Below are 22,920 nucleotides of genomic sequence, written 5' to 3'. Positions count from 1 at the left end.
GTCCAGGGTCCCGGCAAAGTTGGTCGCGGACCCGTGATCATCAGAGAGAGCCGTGGCTGCCCGACCGGTTTCGGGTCCGTGAGGGTGCCCCTGACGGACTCAGAGTCCGTGAAGGGTCCCTTCACAGCCCTCCGCAGCTGCACAGGGCCCTCCACACCGACTTTGCCGACGCCCTGGACTCGGGGTCCGTGAAGGGACCCTTCACAGCGCTCAGGATCGGCGGTTCATCAGCCGCCGCCAGATGTCGGCGGGCAGGGTGGAGCCGGTGAGCTTCTCGCCGTTCGCGTCGACGAGTTTCCTGTCCTCGTCGGAGCCGACCCAGACGGCGGTGGTCAGCCGAGAGGTGTAGCCGACGGCCCAGGCGTCCTGGTTGTCCGACGAGTCGGCGTACTGGAACTCGCCGGTACGCAGAGCCGGGCCGCGGCCGGCGGACAGGGTGGAGGTCACCTGGTCGGCGATCCGGCGACTGGTGCCCTCGTCCGGGGAGAACGCGGGCGCCGGATGGTCGTCGCGCTGCCACACCACTTCGCCGTTTTGGTTGAGAACCTTGTCCACCAGGTGCGGCGTCGCCCGCAGACCGCCTGCCGCGAATGTCGCGTACGCACCGGCAACGTCGAGCAGTCGCAGCGGATAGCGCCCGACTGCGATGCCCGAGCCGATCAGGTAGCCGTCCTTCTCGCGTAAAGTCGGGCTCCCGTCGACGGACTCCGGAATGCCGGCGTCGCGGGCCGCGGCGCTCACCGCGTCCGGTCCGAGCCGCTGCGCGAGAGCGATGTAGGGCGTGTTCGCCGAAGACGCCATCGCCGTACGCAACGTGCACTTCTGCGGGCACAGCTTCGGGTAGGTGAAGTCCTCCCCGAAGAAGTTGATCTTCTCTGGCTCCGCGGCACGCTCGTCCGGCGAGGCACCCGCGCGAAGCCCGGCAGCCAGTGTGAACGGGTAGAACGCCGAGCCGAGCGGACGCGGGGTGCTCGCGTAGTCGTGGACGCCGTTGTCGCCGCCGTCGTAGGCGCGCACCGCGCCATTCGACGGGTCCACGGACACCACGCCGCCGCGAAGTTCCTTCGGCTCGTTCTTCAGCCGGTTCTTCACCGCAGCGAGCGCAGCGGCCTGCGCACCCTGGTCAAGAGTCGTCTGCACGGTCAGATTCCCTTGCTGCAGGCGGGAAAGCGGAAAACCCTCCCGTTCCAGCTCCGCCAGCACCTGCTGTTTCACATGGTATTGGTCGTAACTCAGCCGCTCGCGGGTCTGGGCGGGAGGACGGATCTCCGCTCCCGGGTACTTCATCGCGGACGCCTCGACGCCCCGCACATACCCGCGTGCGACGAGCTTGTCCCGCACGTAGGTCCAGCGCTTGGTCGCGTGCGCCTCGCCGGACGCCGCCGGGTCGTGCACCGAGGGCGACTGGATCATCCCGGCCAGGAAGGTCGCCTCGCTCCAGGTCATGCTGTCGTCGAGCGGGCGGCCGAAGAACGCGTTCATCGCCGCCGCGGGCCCGAACGTGTTGCGGCCGAAGGAGATGATGTTGACATAGCTCTCGAAGATCTTTTCCTTGCTCTGCTGCTGGGTGATCTTCGTGGCCAGCACCAGCTCCGCCAGTTTCCGGGTGATCGTCGCGTCCTCGTCGCCGGTGGACTTCTTGATGTACTGCTGGGTGATCCCGGAGCCGCCGCCGAAGCCGGTGAACAGCGCACGGCCGATCCCGGTCGGGTCGAAGCCGGAATTCTCCCAGAACGTGGGGTCTTCGGTCGCAACGATCGCTTCACGCAGTTTCTTCGGCACCTTGGCGTAGGGCACGAAGCGCCGGTCGCCGTCGCCGGGCAGGATGCGCAGCAGCGGGCTACCGTCGGTGTACCGCAGGGTGACGGTCTTGTCCAGCGAGGACAGCACCTCCTGCGGGCTGCGGACGTCCATCAGCAGGTAGGCCAGCCAGAACGCGATCATCGGCAGGCCCACGAGCGCCCCTCCCACGCCGTAGCCGATCCGCCGGATCCGGCGCCACCGCCGCCGTCGGGAAGCCCGGTCGTCCTCGGCGGTCCGCGCACTCTCAGTCGAGATCTCCACGCGAGACATGACGAGCGAACCGGTGAAAAGGTTCATCTGATCCGGTGATCAATTCACGCGAGGAACGCTCTCAGTAACGAAGCGGTCCCTTCGACGTGTTCGGCCATCGCCTGCCGCGCGGCCTCCGGATCGCCGGCCAGTATCGCGTCGACGATCGCCTCGTGCTGCGCGTTCGAGTGCTCCAGGTTCGGTTCGAGCAGCGGGATGCGATCGAGCAGCTGGCTGACCCGGGTCCGCGCGTCGGCGACCGCCGTGGTCAGCGAACCGGACGCGGTGACCTCGGCGATCGCCAGATGCAGCCGGGCGTCCCGGCGCCGGTAGTCGCCGAGCCCGGCCGCCTCGGCCTCGGCGAGCGTGCCGGTGAGATGCTGCCGGTCGCCCGGGCTCAAGGTGCGCGCGGCGGCAGCCTCCGCAGCACCGGTCTCCAGCACGTACCGCAGGCACAGCGCGTCCTCGAACGCCGCGGCGTCGACGGCCGCGGTGGCCCGCGCGGCCGGCTCGGGCAGCACCTCGCTCACGAAGGTGCCCCCGTACCGCCCACGCCGCGACACCACATACCCCGCGTCGGCCAGCGCGCGGATCGCCTCGCGCAGCGTGACCCGGCTCACCCCGAGCCGCTCGGCCAGCTCCCGCTCGGACGGCAGCCGCTCGCCCGCGCCGACCACCCCGAGCCGGATGGCCTGCAGCAACCGCTCGACCGTCTCCTCGAAGGCGTTCCCGGCGCGCACGGGCCGGAACAGCGCCTCGTTCGCACTCACCACCGAGGTTTCCACGGGACCGAGTCTAGGCCTCACGGTCGCCGGGGACCCGTCGCGAAGAAGGCCGGAATCATACCCATCCGCGGCGCTGCCCGGCATAGGCCGAACAGTCACTCTTTACCGGCTGCCCGGCCGTTGTCGATCTTGGGAAGCCTGCCCTACTTTTGCTCACGAACCGAACCTGCAGCCGAGGAGAAGCCCCCTTGAGAGCAAGACGCAGCCTGACGATGGGCACCGTCGCACTGGCGATCGCCGCCGGGCTGGCCCCCGGCGCGAGCGCTGCTGCACCGCCGGATACCCCCGATTCGGACCGCGCCGCGACCCCCGTGCTCAACTGGTCACCCTGCCCAGGCGAGAACGGCCCGATGGACTACGACTGTGCCACCGCCAGGGTGCCGCTGTCCTATCGGGACCCGACCGGCCCGCAGATCACCCTCGCGCTGGGCAAACGGCGCGCCACCGACCAACAGCACAAGATCGGCACCCTGTTCTTCAACCCCGGTGGCCCGGGCGCGATCGGCCGGGTCCCGCGGAGGATGGACCCGGCGCTGAGCGCCCGTTTCGACGTCGTCGGGTTCGACCCGCGCGGCACCTACGCCTCGACCCCGGTCGCCTGTTCCGGCAACCCTGCCGACGACGCGAAACTGTTCCCGGAATTCCCCATCACCGAAGCCGCCGAAGCCGACGCGATCCGGCAGGTCGGCGACGTCACGTCGCGCTGCGCGCAGCACGCCGGGCCACTGCTGAGCCACATGTCCACCGCCAATGTCGCCAGGGACATGGACCTCCTGCGCCGGGCGGTCGGCGATCGGCAACTGAACTTCATCGGCACGTCCTACGGGACACACCTGGGCGAGGTGTACGCCAATCTGTTCCCGCAGCGGGTGCGGGCCCTGGCGCTGGATGCCGTCCTGCCGCCGCGGGAGTGGACCACCGGAATCAAGCCGGGGCAGCAGAACGAGCCCTACGTCTACCGGGTCGGCGCGCATCTCGGCGCCGAGACCGCGCTGAACACCATGCTCCGGGACTGTGCCGCGCATTCCGCATGCGAGTTCGGCGAACCCGGCGCCACCGAGCAAAGCCTGCGCCGCAAGTACGACGGCCTGCTGACCGCGTTGCGCAAGGGACCGGTCGACATCACCGACTCCCACGGCGAGAACATGAAGATCACCTACCAGAGCCTGGTGAACCGGATGATGGGCGCTCTCCGCAGCTCGAATGCCGTGGAGAGCGTGACGCCGTTCCTGCAGTCGGTGTACCTCGCCATCCGGAATCCGGCCGCGACCACGTCCGCGAAGTTTCCCGTTCCGGCTCTGCCACGGTTCTCCCCCGCCGCGACAGACGAGCCGCAGAGCGCGACCATGGCCTGGCACTACGCCGTTGCCTGCACGGATTCCGACAACCCGCGCGATCCGAGGGCGGTGGGCCGTTATGCCCGCAAGGCCGAAGCGGCCGCTCCCGGGTTCGCGTCCGCGTGGATCTACTCCGGTCTGCCGTGCGCCAGCTGGCCGGTGACCGACCCCGACCGGTACACCGGTCCGTGGAACCGGCAGACCGCGAACCCGCTGCTGCTCGTGGGCAACCGCCTCGGCGACCCGGCGACCCCTTATGAGGGCGCGGTCTCCACCAGCCAATTGCTCGCTTCGGCCCGCTTGCTCTCCGTGGATATCGCCGGGCACGGCGCCTACGGCCACGAGAGCAAGTGCGTGGACCAAGCCGTGGACAGCTACCTGACCGAACTGAAGCTGCCCCCGGCCGGCACGGTCTGCGCCCCCGACCGCCGGCCCTTCGACCCGCCTTCCGGTGGGTGATTCCGCGCGTTCCTGACCTCCTCGCGCACGGTCGGAGGCGGTGTCGCACCACACCGCCTCCGATCAGCACTCGATGACGTTCACCGCCAGGCCGCCACGGGCGGTCTCCTTGTACTTGACCGACATGTCCGCGCCGGTCTCCCGCATGGTCTTGATCGCCTTGTCCAGCGTGACCACGTGACTGCCGTCACCACGCAGCGCCATCCGGGCGGCATGGATGGCCTTCGAGGCGCCGACCGCGTTGCGTTCGATGCACGGGATCTGCACCAGGCCACCCACCGGATCGCAGGTCAGGCCGAGGTGGTGTTCGACCCCGATCTCGGCGGCGTTCTCCACCTGCGCGGGCGAGCCGCCCAGTACTTCGGCCAGCCCGGCCGCGGCCATCGCCGAGGCCGAACCCACCTCGCCCTGGCAGCCGACCTCCGCGCCGGAGATCGAACCGGTCTGTTTCAGGATCGAGCCGAGCGCGCCGGCGGTGAGCAGGAAGGTGACGATGCCGTGGTCCGAGGCTCCGAGGATGAACCTCCGGTAGTAGTGCAGGACCGCCGGGATGATCCCGGCCGCGCCGTTGGTCGGAGCCGTCACCACGCGCCCGCCCGCGGCGTTCTCCTCGTTCACGGCGAGCGCGTACAGACTCACCCAATCCATGGCGTACAACGGATCGCCGGAGCCGTCTTCGGCGAGAAGCTTGTCGTGCAACGCTTTCGCCCGCCTCGGCACGCGAAGACCGCCGGGCAGCACGCCTTCGTGAGTGCAGCCGCTGTGCACGCACTCGGCCATCACCTGCCAGATCTCCAGCAGCCCGGTCCGGATCTCCTCCCGGGTACGCCAGGAAAGCTCGTTGCGCAGCATGATCTCGCTGACCGGCAGGCCGGTCTCCGCGCAGTGCGCCAGCAGGTCCGCTCCGGTGCGAAACGGATACGGCACCGGCGTCGAGTCCTCGACGAACACCGTGTCGGTCTCGAACGATTCGTCCCGCACGAACCCGCCGCCCACGGAGTAGTACGTGCGCTCACGCAGCAATGCACCGTCGGCGGCGAACGCGCGGAAGATCATTCCGTTCGGGTGCGCGGGCAGCGATTTCCGGCGGTGCATGGTGAGATCGGTGTCCTCGGTGAACACGACCTCCTGCCGTCCGCCGGCGAGCAGCCGCCCGGACTCGCGGATCGCGGCGACCTTCGCCGCCACGGTGTCCGTGTCGATCGCTTCCGGGCGCTCCCCGGACAGCCCCAGCAGCACCGCTTTGTCGCTGCCGTGCCCGAACCCGGTCGCGCCGAGCGAGCCGAACAGCTCGGCCCGCACCCGGCTCACCCGGCCGAGGACGCCCTCGTCCGCGAGACCGTCCACAAAGGTCCGTGCGGCCCGCATCGGCCCGACGGTGTGCGAACTCGACGGGCCGATGCCGATGGAAAACAGGTCGAAGACGCTGATCGCCATTGATCCGCCCCTTCTCCTAGTTCCTCGCCAGTACGCTGCTGGCTTCTTGTGCTGCTGGTCCTTCGGCAGTGAGGTGGGCCAGGTTCTCCGGCAGTTCCTCGCCCCGGTGGGCCTTGGTCTGGGCGTAGAGCCGCCCCGCGCGATACGACGAGCGGACCAGCGGCCCCGCCATGACGCCGGGGAACCCGATCTCCTTCGCGGTCTCGGCGTGAGCGACGAACTCCTCCGGCTTGACCCACCGGTCAACCGGGTGGTGCCGGGGCGAGGGGCGCAGGTACTGGGTGATCGTGATGATCTCGCAGCCCGCCTCGAACAACTCCCGCAACGCCACACCGACCTCGTCAGGGGTCTCGCCCATCCCGAGGATCAGGTTCGACTTCGTCACCAGCCCGGCCTCACGCGCCCGCGTGATCACCTCCAGCGACCGCGCGTACCGGAACCCCGGACGGATCCGCTTGAAAATCCGCGGCACCGTCTCCACATTGTGCGCCAGCACCTCAGGCCGGGACCCGAACACCTCGGCCAGCTGAGCAGGATCGGCGTTGAAATCCGGGATCAGCAACTCGACACCGGTACCCGGGTTCAACGCGTGGATCAGCCGCACCGTCTCGGCATACAGCCACGCACCGCCGTCATCCAGGTCGTCGCGCGCGACACCGGTCACCGTCGAATACCGCAACCCCATCGCCTGCACGGACTCCGCGACCTTCACCGGCTCGCTACGGTCCAGCGCCGCGGGCTTCCCCGTATCGATCTGGCAGAAATCACACCGCCGCGTGCACTGATCCCCACCAATCAGGAACGTCGCCTCACGATCCTCCCAACACTCATAAATATTGGGACACCCCGCCTCCTCACACACCGTATGCAAACCCTCACGACGCACCAAACCCTTCAACTCCGTAAACTCCGGACCCATCCGCACCCGCGTCTTGATCCACGACGGCTTCCGCTCAATCGGCGTCTCACTGTTACGCACCTCAAGCCGCAACAACTTCCGCCCCTCCGGCTGGGCGGTCATCGCGGCAGGTCCGCATACAGCGGGTGCTTCTTGGCCAGCAGCTCGACCCGGCCGCGCAGCGTCTGCCGCGCGGATTCGTCGAAGTCCGGCTTCAACGCCTCCGCGATCACGTCCGCGACCTCGGTGAAGTCCTCGGCCCCGAAGCCGCGGGTGGCCAGCGCCGGGGTGCCGATGCGCAGGCCCGAGGTGACCATCGGCGGCCGCGGGTCGAACGGCACCGCGTTGCGGTTGACCGTGATGCCGACCGAGTGCAGCCGATCCTCGGCCTGCTGTCCGTCCAATGCGGACTGGACCAGGTCGACCAGCACCAGGTGCACGTCGGTGCCGCCGGTGAGCACCCGCACGCCCACCGCCGCGCAGTCCGGACGCGAGAGCCGCTCGGCGAGCAGCCGCGAACCGGCCAGCGTGCGCTCCTGCCGTTCGCGGAACTCGTCGCCGGCGGCGATCTTCAGTGCCACCGCCTTGGCCGCGATCACGTGCTCCAGCGGCCCGCCCTGCTGACCGGGGAACACCGCCGAATTGATTTTCTTCGCCAGCGCCTCGCGGCACAGGATCAGGCCGCCCCGCGGACCGCCGAGGGTCTTGTGCGTGGTGGTGGTGACGATGTCCGCGTGCGGCACCGGCGAGGGGTGCAGCCCGGCGGCCACCAGCCCGGCGAAGTGCGCCATGTCCACCATCAGCTTCGCGTCCACCAGGTCGGCGATCCGGCGGAACTCGGCGAAGTCCAGCTGCCGCGGGTACGCCGACCAGCCGGCCACGATCAGCTTCGGCCGGTGCTCGACGGCCAGCCGCTCGATCTCGGCCAGATCGACGATCCCGGTCTCCTTGTCGACGTGGTAGGCGACCACGGTGTACAGCTTGCCGGAGAAATTGATCTTCATCCCGTGCGTGAGGTGCCCGCCGTGCGCGAGGTCGAGACCGAGGATGGTGTCACCGGGCTTCAGCACAGCGAACATCGCCGCCGCGTTGGCCTGCGCACCCGAATGCGGCTGCACGTTCGCGTGCTCGGCGCCGAACAGCGCCTTCGCCCGGTCGATCGCGAGCTGCTCGACCACGTCGACATGCTCACAGCCCCCGTAGTAGCGACGGCCGGGGTAGCCCTCGGCGTACTTGTTGGTCAGCACCGAGCCCTGCGCTTCGAGCACACCGGCCGGCGCGAAGTTCTCCGAAGCGATCATTTCCAAAGTGGACTGCTGGCGATCCAGCTCGGCGGCGACCGCGGCGGCCACCTCGGGGTCCACTTCGGACAAGCGGGCGTCGAAGGTGGTCATCAGCTCTCCTGGGTGAACTCGGTGTAGGCGGCGGCGTCGAGCAGCTGTGTCGATGCGCCCTCGGCGGCAGAGAGTGCCTCGGCCGGCGGCACCTCGGCCCTCAGCCGCACCTTGACCAGCCAGCCCTCGGTGTAGGGGTCGGAGTTGACGATCTCCGGGCTGTCCGCGGTGGTCTCGTTCACCTCGGTCACCTCGCCGCTGACCGGCGAGTACAGCTCGCTGACCGACTTCGTCGACTCGACCTCGCCGAACACCTCGCCCGCGGTGACCTGGGTCCCGGCCGCGGGCAGCTGCACGAACACGATGTCACCGAGCGACTCGGCGGCGAACGCGGTGATGCCCACCGTCGCCACCCCATCGGCGACCGACAGCCACTCGTGTTCCTTCGTGTAGGACAGGTTTTCGGGGATGCTCATTTAGTTTGGATCCTTTCGGTGCGGCGCAGCCGCTCCGTTGAGGGTGGCGGTGGGGCGGTGGCCGGGCTCTCCGGCTCGAAGATAGAAGGGCAGATCGACGACCTCGACCGGTTCGATTTTGCCGCGGATGTCGACCGACAGCCGGGTCCCCGCCTCGGCGTACGCCCGATCGACGTACGCCATCGCGATCGGGTATCCGAGCGTCGGCGACAGTGCTCCGCTGGTCACGGTGCCGATCTCGGTCTCTTCGCTCAGCAGGCGATATCCGTGCCGCGGTGCGCGCCGTCCGGCGCCACGCAGACCGACGCGTACCCGGGGTACGTCCGCCTTCGCCAGCTCCGCCAGCGCTGCCCGGCCCACGAAGTCACCCGGCTTCTCGAACTTCACCACCCGGCCGAGACCAGCCGCGAACGGGTTCAGCGCACGGCTGAGTTCGTTGCCGTACAACGGCATTCCCGCTTCGAGCCGAAGCGTGTCGCGACAGGCGAGCCCGCACGGCACCAGCCCGTACGGCTCCCCCGCCTCGGCCAGGAGCCGCCACAACGCGGGCGCCTCCTCCACGGCGACGAACAGCTCGAAGCCGTCTTCCCCGGTGTACCCGGTGCGGGCGAGCAATACCTCGTGCCCCTTCACCGTCGCGGGCACGCTCGCGTAGTACTTCAGCGCGCCGAGGTCCGCGTCGGTCACCGCGGCGAGCACGTCGACCGCCTTCGGACCCTGTACGGCGATCAGTGCGGTCGTCTCAGCACGGTTGTCCACCACAGCGTCGAAGCCCTGTACGCGCTCCGACAGCGCTTCGGCTACCACGTCGGCGTTGCCGGCGTTCGCGACGACCAGGTACTCCTCTTCGGCGAGCCGGTAGACCACCAGGTCGTCCAGCACGCCACCCTCCGCGTCGCAGATCATCGTGTACCGCGCGCGCCCCGGCTTCACGCCGGACAGCTTGCCGACCAGCGCGTAGTCGAGCACGTCGGCCGCCTGCGCGCCGTGGACGTGGATCTCGGCCATGTGCGACAGGTCGAACAGCCCCACCGCCTCGCGGACGGCCTTGTGCTCGGCCAGTTCGCTGGCGTAACGAACCGGCATGGACCAGCCGGCGAAATCGGTGAACAGGGCGCCGAGGTCCTGATGGACTCCGTGCAGCGACGTCTCTTTCGACACGAACTCAGCCTTCGTAGGAGTTGAGGGGCGGGCAGGAGCAGACGAGGTTACGGTCCCCGCGGGCACCGTCGATCCGGCGCACCGGCGGCCAGTACTTCGTCCGGCGGGACACCCCGGAGGGGTATACGGCGAGTTCCCGGTCGTAGTCCGCGGTCCATGCGCCGGCCAGCGCCGCCGCGGTGTGCGGGGCGCCGCGCAGCGGGCTCGTCTCCGCGGTCCACCGGCCGGCCGCGACCTCGTCGATCTCGTGCCGGATGGCGATCATCGCCGCGCAGAACCGGTCGATCTCGGCCAGGTCCTCGCTCTCGGTCGGCTCGACCATCAGCGTCCCGGCCACGGGGAAGGACATGGTGGGCGCGTGGAAGCCGTAGTCGATCAGGCGCTTCGCGACGTCGTCGACGGTCACGCCGGTCTCCTTGGTGATCCCGCGCAGGTCGAGAATGCACTCGTGCGCGACCAGGCCGTCCTGGCCGGTGTAGAGCACCGGGTAGTGCGGCGAGAGCCGCGCGGCGACGTAGTTGGCCGCCAGCACCGCGACCTCGGTCGCCGCGGTCAGGCCCTTGGCGCCCATCATTCGTACGTACGCCCAGGAGATCGGCAGGATCGAGGCCGAGCCGTAGGGCGCGCCGCTGATCGGGCCGACGCCGGTCTCCGGCCCCGCCTCGGCGAGCAGCGGGTGGTTGGGCAGGTGCGGCGCGAGGTGCGCGCGCACCGCGACCGGGCCGACGCCCGGGCCGCCACCGCCGTGCGGGATGCAGAACGTCTTGTGCAGGTTGAGGTGGGAGACGTCGCCGCCGAACTCGCCCGGCTTCGCCAGGCCCAGCAACGCGTTCAGGTTCGCTCCGTCCACGTACACCTGGCCACCGCCGTCGTGCACGATCTTCGCCAGCCGCTCGATACCGTGCTCGTACACCCCGTGCGTGGACGGGTACGTGACCATGATCGCGGCCAGCGTGTCCCGGTGGGTGTCCACTTTGGCCTGCAGGTCGTCGAGGTCCACGTTGCCCTCGGCGGTGCACTTGACCACGACCACGCGCATCCCGGCGAGCACCGCGGAAGCGGCGTTCGTGCCGTGCGCGGACGACGGGATCAGGCACACGTCGCGCTCCGGCTGCCCGTTCGCACGGTGGTAACCGCGGATGGCCAGCAGCCCCGCCAGCTCACCCTGGCTGCCCGCGTTCGGCTGCAGCGAGACCTCGTCGTAGCCGGTGACCTCGGCGAGCCAGCCGGACAGCTGCCGGACCAGCTCGTGGTAACCCGCGGCGTCCCCGGCCGGGGCGAACGGGTGGATGCCGGCGAACTCGCGCCAGCTGATCGGCTCCATCTCGGTGGTGGCGTTGAGCTTCATCGTGCACGAGCCGAGCGGGATCATCCCCCGGTCCAGCGCGAAGTCCTGGTCGGCGAGGCGACGCAGGTAGCGCAGCATCGACGTCTCCGAACGGTGCGTGCTGAACACCTCGTGCGTCATGAAACCGCTGCGGCGGACGAGACCGCTCGGCAGCGCCTTCGCCGCTTCCTGCGCGCTGTCCACGCCGAACGCGCGAAGCACCTTCGCCAGCGTTTCGGGTCGGGTCACCTCGTCACAAGCGACGCGTACGTGGTCGGCATCGATGTGACCGAGGTTGATCCCCGCTTCGCGGGCAGCAGCGTGTACGTCGGCCGCGCGGCCGGGCACGCGCGCAACGACGGTGTCGAAGAACGTCTCGTGCACGACCTCGACTCCACCGGCACGCAACGCGTTCGCGAAACCGGCAGCCAGCTCGTGTACGCGCTCAGCGATGGACTTCAGCCCGTCCGGACCGTGGTAGACCGTGTACATCGCGGCCAGTACCGCGGGCAGCACCTGCGCGGTGCAGATGTTCGACGTCGCCTTCTCCCGGCGAATGTGCTGCTCACGAGTCTGCAACGCGAGCCGGTATGCCGGGTTGCCATCGGCATCCACCGAGACCCCGACGAGCCGGCCGGGCAGCGAGCGCTCCAAACCGGACCGTACGGCGATGTACCCCGCGTGCGGGCCGCCGTAGCCGAGCGGCACGCCGAAGCGCTGCGTCGAGCCCACCGCGACGTCTGCGCCGAACTCGCCGGGCGCTGCGACCAGCGTGAGCGCCAGCAGGTCCGCAGCGACCGTGTACAGCGCGCCGGCCGCCTTCGCCGCTTCGGAGACCGCCTCGTAGAAGCCCCGCCCACGCAACACTCCGGAAGCGCCCGGGTACTGCGTGACAACGCCGAAGAACTCCTCGGGCAAGCCGGTCAGCAGGTCTCGCACCTGCACCTCGATGCCCAGCGCCTCGGCCCGCGTATGAACGACAGCAATGGTCTGTGGCAGGCACTCCGCGTCGAGGACGACCACGTTGGACTTCGCCTTCGACGCCCGGCGCATCAGCGTGACCGCCTCGGCAACGGCGGTCGACTCGTCCAGCAGCGACGCGTTCGCCGTGGCCAGCCCGGTGAGGTCGGAGACCATCGTCTGGAAGTTCAGCAGCGCTTCGAGCCGGCCCTGCGAGATCTCCGGCTGGTACGGCGTGTACGCGGTGTACCAGGCCGGGTTCTCCAGCACATTGCGGCGGACGACGCCGGGCGTGACCGTGTCGTAGTAGCCGAGACCGATCATCTGCGTCATCGGCCGGTTACGCGCGGCGAGCGCACGCAACTCGGCGGTGGCCTCCTCCTCGGACGCGGCCGACGGCAGGTCCAGGTCACGGGTGACGCGGATGGCCGAGGGCACCGCCGCCTCGACGAGCGCGTCCAGGCTTCCGTAACCGCATTCGGCGAGCATCTTCGCCCGCTCGGCCTCGCCGGGGCCGATGTGGCGGGTGTCGAAGGAGGTGGAGGTGATGGGAGCTCCTCGGGACGGGCACCGGGCGCAGCGGTGCGCTGGGAACTCCCCCTCTGTCACGGGCACCTGAGAGTTTCACCGCGCTGGCACGGCTTTCACCTTGGGTGAGGCGCGGGTGCGCCTTCTTTCCAGAGTGGCCTCGCCGAAAGCGGTAGTGGGTACCTGAGAGATTCCGGGGAGTTTGCTCCTTCGGTGCCCCCTTCGACAGCACTGCTGCCCCGGGGACTCTCCCGCTCCGGCTCGAACGGCCCGATATTGCGTTGTCCGGTCACTCTAGCCGCTGCTTCACAGGGCAGTCCAGCTCATCCGGGCTACGCCACACTCGGCCCGTGAGAGGAACGTTCCGTGAAGGGACCCCTCACGGAATCAGCGGCTGTGAAGGGTCCCTTCACAGCCTTCGGATCAGAGCGGGGTGACGTACGCGCCGGCGATGCCTCCGTCCACGAGGAACTGCGAAGCGGTGATGAAGCTCGCGTCGTCACTGGCGAGGAACGCCACCGCGGCCGCGATCTCGTCGGGCTCCGCGAACCGCCCGAGCGGCACGTGCACCAGCCGCCGCGCCGCGCGTTCCGGATCCTTCGCGAAGAGCTCCTTCAGCAACGGCGTGTTCACCGGCCCCGGGCACAGCGCATTGACCCGAATGTTCTCCCGCGCGAACTGCACCCCCAGCTCACGCGTCATCGCGAGCACGCCGCCCTTCGACGCGGTGTAGGAGATCTGCGACGTCGCCGCACCCATCACCGCGACGAACGAGGCAGTGTTCACGATCGAGCCCTTGCCCTGACGCTGCATGTGCGGCAGCGCCGCCTTGCAACACAGGTACACCGAGGTGAGATTGACACGCTGCACCTTCTCCCACGCGTCGATGCCGGTGGTCAGGATGGAGTCGTCCTCGGGCGGCGAGATGCCCGCGTTGTTGAACGCCACGTCGACCGAGCCGAACTCGTCCACGGTGGCCTGAAACAGCGCGTCGACCTGTTCGGCGTCGGTCACGTCGGTGGCCACGAACCGGCCGCCCACCTCGTCGGCCGCGGCCTTGCCCGGTTCCGCGGCTAGGTCGGCGATCACCACCTTCGCCCCTTCACTCGCCAGGCGCCGGGCGGTGGCCAGGCCGATTCCGCTCGCCCCGCCGGTGATCACCGCGACGCGGTTCTCGAAACGCTGCACCATCGGGTCATGCCCTTTCTGACTCAGGAGGTACTCAGGAAGTGCTCAGGAAAACGTTCTTGGTCTCGGTGAACGCCGCGGCGGCGTCCGGGCCCAGCTCACGACCCAGCCCGGACTGCTTGAAGCCACCGAACGGGGTCCAGTAGCGCACCGAGGAGTGCGAGTTGACCGACAGGTTGCCCGCCTCCACTCCACGCGCCACGCGGAATGCGCGACCGACGTCGCGGGTCCAGATCGAGCCGGACAGGCCGTACTCCGTGGCGTTGGCCATACGCACCGCTTCGTCCTCGTCGCCGAACCGCAGCACCGCGACAACCGGCCCGAAGATCTCATCGCGCGCGAGGGGGTCGGACAGCCCTGAAGGCGTCACGACGGTGGGCGCGAACCAATAGCCCGGCCCCTCCGGCGCACTGCCGCGAAACGCCACCGGCGCACTGTCGCCGACGTACGAGGACACCTTCGCGTGGTGCGCCGCGGAGATCAGCGGCCCCATCTCGGTCGCCTCGGCACCCGGATCACCCACCACGACGCCGCGTACGGCGGGCTCAAGCAGCTCCATGAACCGGTCGTACACACTGTTCTGTACAAGGATCAGCGAACGCGCGCAGCAGTCCTGTCCAGCGTTGTCGAATACCCCGTACGGCGCGGTCGCCGCAGCCTTCTCCAGATCCGCGTCGTCGAACACCACATTGGCGTTCTTGCCACCCAGCTCCAGCGTCACCCGCTTCACCTGCGCCGCGCAGCCCGCCATGATCTGCTTGCCGACCTCGGTGGACCCGGTGAACACCACCTTCCGCACCGCCGGATGCGTCACGAATCGCTGCCCCACAACGGATCCCTTGCCCGGCAACACCTGGAAGACGTCGTCCGGGATACCCGCTTCCCGCGCCAGCTCGGCCAGCCGCATCGCGGTCAGCGGGGTCAGCTCGGCGGGCTTGAGCACCACCGTGTTGCCCGCCGCCAGCGCCGGCGCGAACCCCCATCCCGCGATCGGCATCGGGAAGTTCCACGGCACGATCACGCCGACCACCCCGAGCGGCTCGTGGAAGGTCACGTTCACCCCGCCGGGCACCGGGATCTGCTGTCCCAGCAACCGTTCCGGCGCTCCGGCGTAGTACTCCAGCACATCGCGGACATTGCCCGCCTCCCAGCGGGCGTTGCCGATCGTGTGCCCGGAGTTCAGCACTTCCAGCCGCGCCAGATTCTCCCGATCGGCATCCACCGCAGCCGCGAACCGCCGCAACAGCCGGGCCCGGTCCCCCGGAGCCACCGCCCGCCACGCCGGAAACGCGGCCTGCGCACGACCGATCGCCGCATCCGTCTCCTCGGCGCCGGTGAGCGCGACCTGCCGCACGACCTCCTCGGTCGCCGGGTTGCGAACCTCAAAAACCGCGTTCCCACCCGCAGAAACGACATCAGCTGCTGCCATCATTCACCTTCCCGAACCAGATGCCGGAATCATCTGTTCCGATATGCACGATGCGACCGTCATCTGCCCTCCCCCGTGGCGTTCACCAGTGCGGCGAACAGCCGTACGTCATCGATGTCCTGTTCCGGATGCCACTGCACGCCAAGCACGAAGCCGTCGGGCAGCTCGGCCGCCTCGATGACGCCGTCCGCTGCATGCCCGGTAGCGATCAGCCCGTCGCCAAGCCGGTCGATGCCCTGATGGTGGTAACACCGCACCTTCGTCTCGGCGCCGAGAATCGCGGCAACCCGTGTACCGGTTTTCAGGGCGACGGTGTTCGTGCCGAAGGTCGCTCGCGCGGGTTGGTGCGCTGCGCTGCCAAGAGACTCCGGAAGATGCTGCGACAACGTACCGCCCAAGGCGACGTTGATCACCTGCAACCCCCGGCACACACCCAGAACAGGCTTCCCCAACGCACGGGCCGCAGCGAACAGCCCAGTCTCAAAGGCATCGCGCTCGGGACGGATGTACGTCGACGGATGCGGCTGCTGCCCATAACGGCCGGGGTCGACGTCTGCGCCGCCAGTAAGCACAAGACCGTCGACGCGTGCGACCAGCTGCTCGTACGCAGTGGACACCGGCGGCAGCAACACCGGGATGCCACCGGCGGCCACAACGCACTCGGCGTAAACGCGATGCAGCAAGGTGGCTTCGGTATCCCAGACGGCGAACTTCGCAGGCTCCGAGTAAGTCGTAAGACCGATGACAGGCGCCTCAGAGGCGTTCGAAACCACGGATGCGCTCCCAGTCCGTCACGGCGCTTTCGAAAGCTTCCAACTCCACGCGCGCGGCGTTGAGGTAATGGTCGATCACGTCGTCACCGAAGGCGTCCCGCGCGATACGGCTCCCGTCGAGTGCGACAGCGGCCTCCGAAAGCGTTGTCGGCACAACGGGGTTCCCAGACGCGTACGCGTTGCCGGTGAACTCGGGCTCCAGCTGAAGTTCGTTCTCGATCCCGTGAAGCCCCGCTGCGACGAGCGCGGCGACGGCGAGGTACGGGTTCACGTCCCCGCCCGGCACACGGTTCTCCACGCGCAACGACTCGCCGTGCCCGACGACGCGAAGCGCGCAAGTGCGGTTGTCCGTGCCCCACGCAATCGCCGTCGGCGCGAAGCTCCCGCGTACGAAGCGCTTGTAGGAGTTGATGTTCGGCGCGAAGAAGTACGTCAGCTCGCGCAACGCAGCCAGCTGTCCGGCGAGAAAGTGCTCCATCAACGGCGAGAAGCCGTGCGCGCCGGCTCCGGACAGCACCGCTTCACCGGACTCCGAGCGAAGGCTGAGATGGATGTGGCAGGAGTTTCCCTCGCGCTCGTTGTACTTCGCCATAAAGGTAAGGCTCTTGCCCTCCTGCGCGGCGATCTCCTTCGCACCGTTCTTGTAGACGCTGTGGTTGTCGCAAGTCGCCAGCGCCTCGGTGTAGCGAAATGCGATCTCCTGCTGACCCGGGTTGCACTCGCCTTTGGCCGACTCGGGGTACAGGCCGGCGCCGGCCATGTCGTTGCGGATGCGGCGTAGCAGCGGCTCGATGCGCGCAGTACCCAGCATCGAGTAGTCCACGTTGTACTGGTTGGCCGGCTTCAGGCCGTGGTAGCGCTTGTCCCAGGCGCTCTCGTACGAGTCGTCGAAGACGATGAATTCCAGCTCCGTGCCCGCGTACGCGACCAGACCACGCTCCGCGAGCCGGTCGAGCTGACGACGCAGGACCTGCCGCGGCGACACCGACACGGGGCCGCCCTGCACCCTCTCGACGTCCGCGAGCACCAGTGCGGTGCCCTCGTGCCACGGGATCTCGCGAAGCGTGCTGAAGTCCGGACGCAGCACGAAGTCGCCGTAGCCGCGCTCCCAGGAGGAGATCTCGTAGCCGTCCACCGTGTTCATGTCGACGTCGACGGCCAGCAGGTAATTGCACGCTTCGGTGGCGTGGTCGACGACCTCGGCGAGGAAGTACTCGGCCGAACAGCGCTTGCCCTGAAGCCGGCCCTGCATGTCGGTGATCGCGACGAGCACCGTGTCGATCGTGCCCGCGGCCACCCGGTCCCGGAGCGCGTCCAGCGTGAGCAACCCTCGCCTGCCTGCCATCACACCGTCCCAAAGGTTCGGATGGGATCCTTTGCGGGTTCTTCCTACCGGCCGGTGCGCGGGCGGTCAATCCGAGCAAAGGTATGTTCCAGACCCATTCACGGGTGCCTGCTCTGTCCGGGATGCCCGGCTGAGAAAAATCTGTGAATCGGCCCGTTCCGGGACCAAACCGGCCGTCTCGTACGTTGGACCCGGCAAGAGAGGTGAGAGGGATGACTGAAGCATTCACACAGACCACGTTCAGCCAGCAGCCCGCGCGGCCGCAGTTCCCGACGCTGCCCACCGGGTGGCCGATCGGGTCCTACGAGTCCTACGAGCAGGCACAGCAGGCGGTCGACCACCTCGCCGGCGCCGATTTCCCGGTCACCGACGTGACCATCGTCGGCATCCAGCCAATGCTGGTGGAACGCATCGCCGGCCGGATGAGCTGGGGCAAGATGCTCGGTAGCGCGGCCGTGTCCGGCGCGGTGTTCGGCCTGTTCCTCGGGCTGGTGCTGAGCATGCTCAACCCGGGCGCCGGGCTGCTGCCGATCGTGCTCGGCCTCGTCGCGGGCATCGCGTTCAACCTGCTGTTCGGCGCGCTGGGCTACGCGGCCAACCGCAACAAGCGCGGCTTCGTCTCGCAGAGCCAGCTGGTCGCCCAGCGCTATGACGTGCTCTCCCAGCCCCGCAACGCCGAACGCGGCCGCCAGCTGCTGGCCGACCTCGCCGCCCGCTCGGCCTTCACGCATTGAGCCTTCACACACCGAGCCTCGCTGAGCCCTCACGCACCTGACCAGCGCGCGCCGGGGTAACCACCTGCGGACCCCGGCGCCCGTGACTCACTCTCAGGCCGACCGCGCGCGCCCCGGTCTGCCCGTCCCTGGCCGATGCGCAGTACTCGCCCTCTGCGGCAAGCCCGCCACCAGTGACCCGCCGACTGATGAACGGATCGACATTCCCCCGGAATCGCCCGATAACCAAGTAAGCGGAGGAACCGGGGAAGCAGCCCCGACGCTGCTCCCCCGGCCACCACGGGGCGCTACCTCGTCGGCGGCGCAGGTTGGGTCGGCGGTGCCGGAGTGCTCGACGTCTCCGGACCACTCTGCGGCGGTGTGCTCGTCGGCGGCTTGGGGATCGCTGCCACAAACGGAACTCCGCTCTCCTCCCGGCAGTAAGCCCTGGTGCTGTTGTAGCCGTTCACGTTGCCGCGGCTGTCCTGCACACCTTCGACAATCTTCGGCCGTGGGAAGCGGTTGTCGGCGTCGCGCCGCATAGTGGTGCCGGTGTCCTGCTCGCAGCCGTAGCGGGTGATCGCGAGCGGACGGCCCTGGTCGTCGTACAAGTAGACGTTCTCAAGCGGCTTACCCGACGCGTCGAACGCGTACACGTTCCGCAGCTCTTCGTCGCCGAAGCGCAGCTGCTGGTTGCCGTAGTTGTCTGTCCTCGACGCGGCGTAGGACGTGGCATCCGAGTAGTACGCGCCGTTGTTCGGGGAGATCCGGGAGACCGCCGCTCCGAAGCCGCCGACGATCCCGCCGACCACGAACGCCGAAACCGGTACCACGAGCCACATCAACCGGCGGTCCTCCAGAGCGCGAGGACCGGCCCATACAACCGCGGCCGCAGCCACGACCAGGAACGGCAGCAGCGCGGCAGCGGTGGTGTGCCGCACCATGAGCAGCAGGCCGAACAGTACGAGCACCACCGCGCAGATCACCCACCACGCCGGTTTCAACGACCGGAGGTAGCCGGCCGCACGTTCCCCGCTGCCTTCCCGCCACTTCCGCAGCGCGTTCCGCAAGCCGATCACTTCCGGCAGCTCCAGCACCGGCTGGATCCCGCGGCGCAGCAACGCCCACAGGCTTGCCACGAACACCGGCGCCAGCAGGAGCAGCCCGAACAGCGCATCCGGATCGATATGCACCGCCGCGGAGAAGGCCATCAGCGCCAGCCCCACCGCGACGAGCGCCATGCCCCACAAGGCGATCCGCGGCGCCAGCAACCCGGCGGGCGCCTTCTCCGGCACCTGGGTGGCCACCTCCGCATCCTTCGGCGCGGGCGGATATCCGCCAGCCACCCGCAGCTCGGCCGCGTAGCTCTCCGGTGTGCCGAGCCGCTCGACGAGCGCTTCGACCTGCGCCGACGCACCCAGCTCCGCCTCTATCTCGGCCAGATGCGGCCGGACGTCCTCGAGGACCTCCTCGATCTCCGCCTCGGGCAGATCGCCGAGCGCGGTGCGGACCCTGGCCAGGTACACCCGCATGGCAGTGGGCTTTTCAGTACTCATCCTGCGCCTCCCCGTGTCTTCCCCGCTTCACGACCGGCAGTGCCCGATGCCGCGAAGGGCTTCCCACCCGATCTGCGACACGAGCGAACTGCCACGGCTGCGCGCTCATTTCGCCTCCTTGAGCAGTTGTTCCATTGCCGAAGCGAAGCTCCGCCACGTACTCACCGATTCGGTGAGCCGTCGCCGCCCCGGCTCGTTCAAGCTGTAGTACTTGCGATGCGGGCCTTCTTCACTCGGCACGACGTACGACGTCAGCAGCCCCGCCTTGTACAGCCGCCGCAGCGTGCCGTACACGGATGCGTCGCCAACCTCCTCCAAGCCGGCGACACGAAGTCTTCGAAGCACGTCGTAGCCGTAGCCGTCGTCGTCGCGCAGCACTGCCAGCACAGCCAGGTCCAGCACTCCCTTGAGCAGCTGACTGATCTCCACGACACCTCCCGGTCTGACGCGGGGAACGGTACCACGCATAACGAAGTAGTGCGCACGGCGTTAGGCCAAGAGGCAGAGCAGCGGCGGGGACATCGCACGTCCCCCGGACCGCGCTGCAGTCAGCGGCGGCTGCCAGGTTTCCGCTGGCACTTCGGGCAGAAGTACGACGACCGGTTCATGAACGGCTCCCGGCGGATCGCCGTGCCACACCGGTCGCACGGCAGGCCTTCCTGGCCATACGCGGCGAGAGAACGTTCGAAGTACCCGGACTGCCCATTCACGTTGACGTACAACGCATCGAAGGAGGTTCCGCCGGCCTTGAGCGCCGCCGACATCACGTCGGTGGCGGCTTCGAGCACGGCGCGGCCCTGCACCGCGGTGAGCCGATCCGTTGACCGGGTGCCGTGCAGCTTCGCCCGCCACAGGGCTTCGTCCGCGTAGATGTTGCCGATCCCGGAAACCAGCGTCTGATCCAGCAGCGCTCGCTTGATCTCGGTCCGGCGGGAACGGAGCGCGCGCACCGCGGCGACCGGGTCGAACCGTGGATCCATCGGATCGCGGGCGATGTGCGCGATGGTGCCCGGGAGCGTCTCCCCCTCGACCTCGACGAGGTCGTCGAGCGCCAGCCCGCCGAACGTGCGCTGGTCGACGAACCGCAACTCCGGTCCGTCGTCGGCGAACCGGACCCGCACCCGCAGGTGCTTCTCGTCCGGCACCTCGCCGGGCTGCACCAGCATCTGGCCGCTCATGCCCAGATGCGCGAGCACCGCCTCGCCGTGGGACAGCTCCAGCCACAAGTACTTGCCCCGCCGCCGCGCGGCGGCGATCGTCACCCCGGCCAGCCGTCCGGTGAAATCGGCCGCGCCGAGGACGTGCCTGCGGATGGCGCGCTCATGCCGCACCTCGACCGAGGAAACGGTGCGACCGGCCACATGCGCCTGCAAACCGGTACGGACGGTCTCGACCTCGGGGAGTTCGGGCATGTCGTGCATTCTGCCGGTCCCGGCCGGCGGTTCCGGCGCCCGGGCACAGAAAACGGGGCCTGCCGGCGCACAGCCGGCAGGCCCCGTTCGCAGAGATCTCTCAGCTTTCGATGGAGGTGTCCTCGTCACCGGTGCCGAGTTCTTCGGACAGCGCGCGCCAGGCGGTCTCGGCCGCCTTCTGCTCGGCTTCCTTCTTCGTGGTGCCGGCACCCCCGCCGAGTGGGCGGCCGCCGACGTACACCGTGGCGGTGAACTCCTTGCGGTGGTCCGGCCCGGTGTCCTCGACGCGGTACTCGGGCACGCCGAGCCCCGCGGAGGCGGTCAGCTCCTGCAGGCTGGTCTTCCAGTCGAGACCGGCACCCCGCAGCGGAGCCTCGGCCAGCAGGCCGTCGAACAAGTGGTGCACGAGCTTGCGCGCGATCTCGATGCCGTGCGCGAGGTAGACCGCACCGATCACGGCTTCGAGACCGTCGGCGAGAATGCTCGCCTTGTCCCGTCCGCCGGTGAGTTCCTCGCCCTTGCCGAGCAGCAGGTGCGCACCGAGCCCACCCTCGCCGAGTCCTCGCGCGACCCCGGCCAGCGCGTGCATGTTGACCACGCTGGCCCGCAGTTTCGCGAGCTGCCCCTCGGGCAGATCGGGATGGGTGGTGTAGAGATGATCGGTCACGACCAGGCCGAGCACCGCGTCGCCGAGAAACTCCAGCCGCTCGTTCGGCGGCAGCCCACCGTTCTCGTACGCGTACGAGCGATGGGTCAGCGACAGGCGAAGCAGCTCGGGGTCGAGTACGGCCCCGAGCGCCTCGAGCAAGGGTGCGGGATCCGGCGCCGGTCCTCCGACGGGCTTACCCCCCATGGCGGCCTGCCCGTCAGGCGGGTTCGACGACCTGGCGGCCGTTGTGCTGGCCGCACGCGGGGCACGCGATGTGCTGGAGCTTGGGCTGCCGGCAGGCGCGGTTGGAGCAGGGCACCAGCTGAACCGGAGCCGCCTTCCACTGGCTGCGGCGGGAGCGCGTGTTGGATCGCGACATCTTCCGCTTCGGGACGGCCACGAGTAGATCTCCTTCAAACGGTCTGCTCGCGCTCGCGAGCGAACTGACTTCTCCCGGATCGAGCTGGACGCTCGTCAGGCTTGCTCTCCGGAGCCGTGCGCAGGCTTTCCGCCCGCGTTCTCGTCGATACGATCGACGAGCGCGGCCCACCGAGGGTCTATCTTCTCATGCCCGTGTCCGGGCTCGAGATCGGCCCACTTGACGCCGCACTCCGAGCACAGCCCGGCGCAGTCCTCGCGGCACAGCGGGGCCAGCGGCAGCGCCAGCACGACCGCATCGCGCACCGTCGGCTCGAGGTCGACCCGGTCGTCGACCAGCCGGGGGATCTCGTCCTCGTCGGTGGTCTCCTCGGTCGCCGAGCCGGGGTAGGCGAACAGCTCGGTCAGCTCCACCTCGACGTCCTCGGTCACCGGGTCGAGGCAGCGGGAGCACTCGCCGGTCGCGGCGGCTCGCGCGGTGCCGCTCACCAGCACGCCTTCGACCACGGATTCGAGCAGCAGGTCCAGCTCGACCGGGGTGCCGGCGGGGATCTCGAGCACGCCGGGCACGCCCAGCGCGGTCTCGACCGGCGCGGAACGGCGAAGCTCACGGCTCAGCCCCGCGTGCCGGCCGAGCTCACGGGTGTCGATCACCCACGGGCTGCGGTCGTCGAGCTGCGCAGGGCGGGGGGTGCGATCAGGGTTCTCGGACATCACGCCCAA

At 69.0% G+C, this 22,920-nt stretch carries 20 protein-coding genes and 1 riboswitch; of the genes, 2 read left to right on the top strand and 18 right to left on the bottom strand.

Annotated features, from left to right (window positions below; all coding sequences use genetic code 11):
• Window positions 1-210: 210 nt before the first annotated feature.
• Both D5S19_RS14420 and D5S19_RS14415 read right to left on the bottom strand, forming a co-directional pair.
• Window positions 211-2,064, bottom strand: coding sequence for a transglycosylase domain-containing protein (locus D5S19_RS14420; RefSeq protein WP_233573895.1), 1,854 nt, complete (start codon window positions 2,062-2,064; stop codon window positions 211-213).
• A 53-nt stretch (window positions 2,065-2,117) separates the two neighbouring features.
• Window positions 2,118-2,837 carry a FadR/GntR family transcriptional regulator gene (locus tag D5S19_RS14415; RefSeq protein ID WP_267901114.1) on the bottom strand — a complete coding sequence of 240 codons (720 nt, stop codon included), beginning with the start codon at window positions 2,835-2,837 and terminating at the stop codon, window positions 2,118-2,120.
• A gap of 188 nt (window positions 2,838-3,025) precedes the next feature.
• On the opposite strand from D5S19_RS14415, the gene D5S19_RS14410 reads away from it, so the two are divergent.
• Complete coding sequence (locus D5S19_RS14410) at window positions 3,026-4,633, top strand: alpha/beta hydrolase (RefSeq protein ID WP_233573894.1); 1,608 nt, start codon at window positions 3,026-3,028, stop codon at window positions 4,631-4,633.
• 63 nt (window positions 4,634-4,696) lie between these two features.
• Here the strand turns inward: D5S19_RS14410 and D5S19_RS14405 are convergent, their stop codons facing one another.
• The 10 genes from D5S19_RS14405 to D5S19_RS14360 form a co-directional block, all read right to left on the bottom strand.
• A complete protein-coding gene (locus D5S19_RS14405; RefSeq protein ID WP_120023843.1) occupies window positions 4,697-6,070 on the bottom strand; it encodes an L-serine ammonia-lyase in 1,374 nt (457 codons plus the stop codon).
• A gap of 16 nt (window positions 6,071-6,086) precedes the next feature.
• Entirely contained in the window at window positions 6,087-7,091 is a 1,005-nt protein-coding gene (gene lipA, locus D5S19_RS14400; protein ID WP_120023842.1) for a lipoyl synthase, read from the bottom strand.
• The gene (gene glyA, locus D5S19_RS14395; protein WP_120023841.1) at window positions 7,088-8,362 is read right to left on the bottom strand and encodes a serine hydroxymethyltransferase; all 1,275 of its coding nucleotides are present in this window, start codon (window positions 8,360-8,362) and stop codon (window positions 7,088-7,090) included. The genes lipA and glyA overlap by 4 nt, the downstream gene beginning before the upstream one ends.
• A complete protein-coding gene (gcvH, locus tag D5S19_RS14390) occupies window positions 8,362-8,778 on the bottom strand; it encodes a glycine cleavage system protein GcvH (protein ID WP_120023840.1) in 417 nt (138 codons plus the stop codon). Before gcvH ends, glyA begins: the two co-directional genes overlap by 1 nt.
• A complete protein-coding gene (gcvT, locus tag D5S19_RS14385) occupies window positions 8,779-9,939 on the bottom strand; it encodes a glycine cleavage system aminomethyltransferase GcvT (RefSeq protein ID WP_120023839.1) in 1,161 nt (386 codons plus the stop codon).
• A 4-nt stretch (window positions 9,940-9,943) separates the two neighbouring features.
• Complete coding sequence (gene gcvP, locus D5S19_RS14380) at window positions 9,944-12,775, bottom strand: aminomethyl-transferring glycine dehydrogenase (RefSeq protein WP_120023855.1); 2,832 nt, start codon at window positions 12,773-12,775, stop codon at window positions 9,944-9,946.
• Window positions 12,776-12,818: 43 nt separating this feature from the next.
• Window positions 12,819-12,917: riboswitch (glycine riboswitch) on the bottom strand.
• A 260-nt stretch (window positions 12,918-13,177) separates the two neighbouring features.
• The gene (locus D5S19_RS14375; RefSeq protein ID WP_120023838.1) at window positions 13,178-13,945 is read right to left on the bottom strand and encodes a 3-oxoacyl-ACP reductase; all 768 of its coding nucleotides are present in this window, start codon (window positions 13,943-13,945) and stop codon (window positions 13,178-13,180) included.
• A gap of 31 nt (window positions 13,946-13,976) precedes the next feature.
• Window positions 13,977-15,371 carry an aldehyde dehydrogenase family protein gene (locus tag D5S19_RS14370; RefSeq protein WP_120023854.1) on the bottom strand — a complete coding sequence of 465 codons (1,395 nt, stop codon included), beginning with the start codon at window positions 15,369-15,371 and terminating at the stop codon, window positions 13,977-13,979.
• Window positions 15,372-15,430: 59 nt separating this feature from the next.
• Window positions 15,431-16,144 carry a gamma-glutamyl-gamma-aminobutyrate hydrolase family protein gene (locus D5S19_RS14365; RefSeq protein WP_120023837.1) on the bottom strand — a complete coding sequence of 238 codons (714 nt, stop codon included), beginning with the start codon at window positions 16,142-16,144 and terminating at the stop codon, window positions 15,431-15,433.
• Window positions 16,125-17,489: a glutamine synthetase family protein gene (locus tag D5S19_RS14360; RefSeq protein ID WP_199730500.1), complete on the bottom strand. Its 1,365-nt coding sequence runs from the start codon at window positions 17,487-17,489 to the stop codon at window positions 16,125-16,127. The genes D5S19_RS14365 and D5S19_RS14360 overlap by 20 nt, the downstream gene beginning before the upstream one ends.
• 212 nt (window positions 17,490-17,701) lie before the next feature.
• Here D5S19_RS14360 and D5S19_RS14355 point away from each other — a divergent pair, with 212 nt between their 5' ends.
• A complete protein-coding gene (locus D5S19_RS14355) occupies window positions 17,702-18,223 on the top strand; it encodes a general stress protein (protein WP_120023836.1) in 522 nt (173 codons plus the stop codon).
• Window positions 18,224-18,510: 287 nt separating this feature from the next.
• Here D5S19_RS14355 and D5S19_RS14350 read toward each other — a convergent pair whose 3' ends face one another.
• The 6 genes from D5S19_RS14350 to D5S19_RS14325 all read right to left on the bottom strand — a co-directional run bounded on the left by D5S19_RS14350 (window position 18,511) and on the right by D5S19_RS14325 (window position 22,911).
• Window positions 18,511-19,758 carry a DUF1700 domain-containing protein gene (locus tag D5S19_RS14350; RefSeq protein WP_120023835.1) on the bottom strand — a complete coding sequence of 416 codons (1,248 nt, stop codon included), beginning with the start codon at window positions 19,756-19,758 and terminating at the stop codon, window positions 18,511-18,513.
• A gap of 105 nt (window positions 19,759-19,863) precedes the next feature.
• Window positions 19,864-20,187: a PadR family transcriptional regulator gene (locus D5S19_RS14345; RefSeq protein ID WP_120023834.1), complete on the bottom strand. Its 324-nt coding sequence runs from the start codon at window positions 20,185-20,187 to the stop codon at window positions 19,864-19,866.
• Window positions 20,188-20,306: 119 nt separating this feature from the next.
• Window positions 20,307-21,170: a bifunctional DNA-formamidopyrimidine glycosylase/DNA-(apurinic or apyrimidinic site) lyase gene (gene mutM, locus D5S19_RS14340; protein ID WP_120023852.1), complete on the bottom strand. Its 864-nt coding sequence runs from the start codon at window positions 21,168-21,170 to the stop codon at window positions 20,307-20,309.
• A gap of 100 nt (window positions 21,171-21,270) precedes the next feature.
• Complete coding sequence (gene rnc / locus D5S19_RS14335) at window positions 21,271-22,023, bottom strand: ribonuclease III (protein ID WP_199730499.1); 753 nt, start codon at window positions 22,021-22,023, stop codon at window positions 21,271-21,273.
• Window positions 22,024-22,036: 13 nt separating this feature from the next.
• Window positions 22,037-22,219, bottom strand: a complete 183-nt coding sequence (gene rpmF / locus D5S19_RS14330) for a 50S ribosomal protein L32 (protein ID WP_020661787.1) — start codon at window positions 22,217-22,219, stop codon at window positions 22,037-22,039.
• 74 nt (window positions 22,220-22,293) lie between these two features.
• On the bottom strand, window positions 22,294-22,911 hold the full coding sequence (locus D5S19_RS14325; protein WP_120023832.1) for a YceD family protein: 618 nt from the start codon (window positions 22,909-22,911) through the stop codon (window positions 22,294-22,296).
• Window positions 22,912-22,920: the final 9 nt, after the last annotated feature.

Origin of the sequence: Amycolatopsis panacis, assembly GCF_003600245.1 — a bacterium.
GTDB lineage: Bacteria > Actinomycetota > Actinomycetes > Mycobacteriales > Pseudonocardiaceae > Amycolatopsis > Amycolatopsis sulphurea.
This window is presented reverse-complemented; position numbering and strand designations above follow the sequence as displayed.